The organism is Streptomyces thermoalcalitolerans (assembly GCF_039525155.1).
Taxonomy (GTDB): domain Bacteria; phylum Actinomycetota; class Actinomycetes; order Streptomycetales; family Streptomycetaceae; genus Streptomyces; species Streptomyces thermovulgaris.
In genome coordinates, this window is record NZ_BAAAHG010000123.1 from 1 (window position 1) to 1,768 (window position 1,768).

The 1,768-nt window shown below is 73.6% G+C and carries 2 protein-coding genes; both read left to right on the forward strand.

Going from position 1 to position 1,768, the window contains the following annotated elements; translation table 11 throughout:
- Positions 1–14 precede the first annotated feature (14 nt).
- Positions 15–1,199: a chorismate synthase gene (gene aroC, locus ABD224_RS29065; RefSeq protein WP_344055281.1), complete on the forward strand. Its 1,185-nt coding sequence runs from the start codon at positions 15–17 to the stop codon at positions 1,197–1,199.
- A 107-nt stretch (positions 1,200–1,306) separates the two neighbouring features.
- A partial coding sequence (locus ABD224_RS29070) for a shikimate kinase (protein WP_344055283.1) occupies positions 1,307–1,768 on the forward strand: 462 nt, incomplete at its 3' end.

The following is a 1,768-nucleotide window of genomic DNA, read 5'->3' on the forward strand; positions in this document are numbered from 1 at the left end:
ACTGAGGAGTTTGGGTGAGCAGGTTGCGTTGGTTGACCGCGGGGGAGTCCCACGGACCGGCACTCGTGGCCACGCTGGAGGGGCTTCCGGCCGGGGTGCCGGTGACCACGGAGATGGTGGCGGGGCATCTGGCCCGGCGGCGTCTGGGGTACGGGCGGGGGGCCCGGATGACGTTCGAGCAGGATGAGGTGACCTTCCTCGGTGGGGTGCGGCACGGGCTCACGCTGGGCTCGCCGGTGGCGATCATGGTGGGGAACACCGAGTGGCCCAAGTGGCAGACGGTGATGGCGGCCGATCCGGTTCCGGGAGAGGAGCTGGCCGGTCTGGCCCGCAACGCGCCGCTGACCCGCCCGCGGCCGGGGCATGCGGATCTGGCGGGGATGCAGAAGTACGGCTTTGCCGAGGCGCGGCCGGTGCTGGAGCGGGCCTCGGCGCGGGAGACCGCGGCCCGGGTGGCGCTGGGGGCGGTGGCCCGCTCGTATCTGAGGGAGACGGCCGGGATCGAGATCGTCTCCCATGTGGTGGAGCTGGGCGCGGCCAGGGCCCCGCACGGGATCTGCCCCACCCCGGGGGATGTGGAGCGGCTGGATGCGGATCCGGTGCGCTGCCTGGATGCGGATGCCTCCAAGGCGATGGTGGCCGAGATCGACCAGGCCCGCAGGGACGGCGACACCCTGGGCGGGGTGGTGGAGGTTTTGGCGTATGGGGTGCCGGTGGGGCTGGGCTCGCATGTGCACTGGGACCGCCGGCTGGATGCGCGTCTGGCGGCGGCGTTGATGGGGATCCAGGCGATCAAGGGGGTGGAGATGGGGGACGGGTTTGCGCTGGCGCGGGTGCCCGGCTCGCAGGCCCACGACGAGATCGTCCCCACCGACGAAGGCATCAAGCGGGCCTCGGGCCGGTCGGGGGGGACCGAGGGCGGGCTGAGTACGGGGGAGGTGCTGCGGGTGCGGGCGGCGATGAAGCCGATCGCGACGGTGCCGCGGGCGTTGCGGACGGTGGATGTGACCACCGGGGAGGCGGCGCGGGCGCATCATCAGCGCTCGGATGTGTGTGCGGTGCCGGCGGCGGGGATCGTGGCGGAGGCGATGGTGGCGCTGGTGCTGGCCGATGCGGTGGCGGAGAAGTTCGGCGGGGACAGTGTGGCCGAGACCCGCCGCAATGTGCGTGGCTACCTCGAGCACCTGGCGGTGCGATGACCACCGCATCGGCAAACGGCACACCGGAGAACACCGCACCGGAGAACCGCACGCCGGCGCACGGCGCATCGGCCGGCGGCGGTCCGGTGGTGGTGCTGGTGGGGCCGATGGGGGTGGGCAAGTCCACCGTGGGCCGGCTGCTGGCCGGCCGGCTGGGGGTGGCCTTCCGGGACACCGACGACGACATCGTCGCCGCGCAGGGGCGCAGTATCAGCGACATCTTCGTCACCGACGGCGAGGAGGCCTTCCGGGCGCTGGAGAAGGCGGCGGTGGCCCGGGCGCTGGACGAGCACGGCGGGGTGCTGGCCCTGGGCGGCGGGGCGATCCTGGACGCCGGTACCCGGGCGCGGCTGGCCGGGCACCGGGTGGTGTACCTGTCCATGGGCGTCGACGAGGCGGCCCGGCGCACCGGGCTGGGGGCGGCTCGGCCGTTGCTGGCGGTCAATCCGCGCCGGCAGTGGCGGGAGCTGATGCAGGCCCGCCGGCATCTGTACGAGGAGGTGGCCACGGTCGAGGTCGCCACCGACCACCGCAGTCCCGGCGAGGTCGCCCAAGCCGTCCTGAACGCA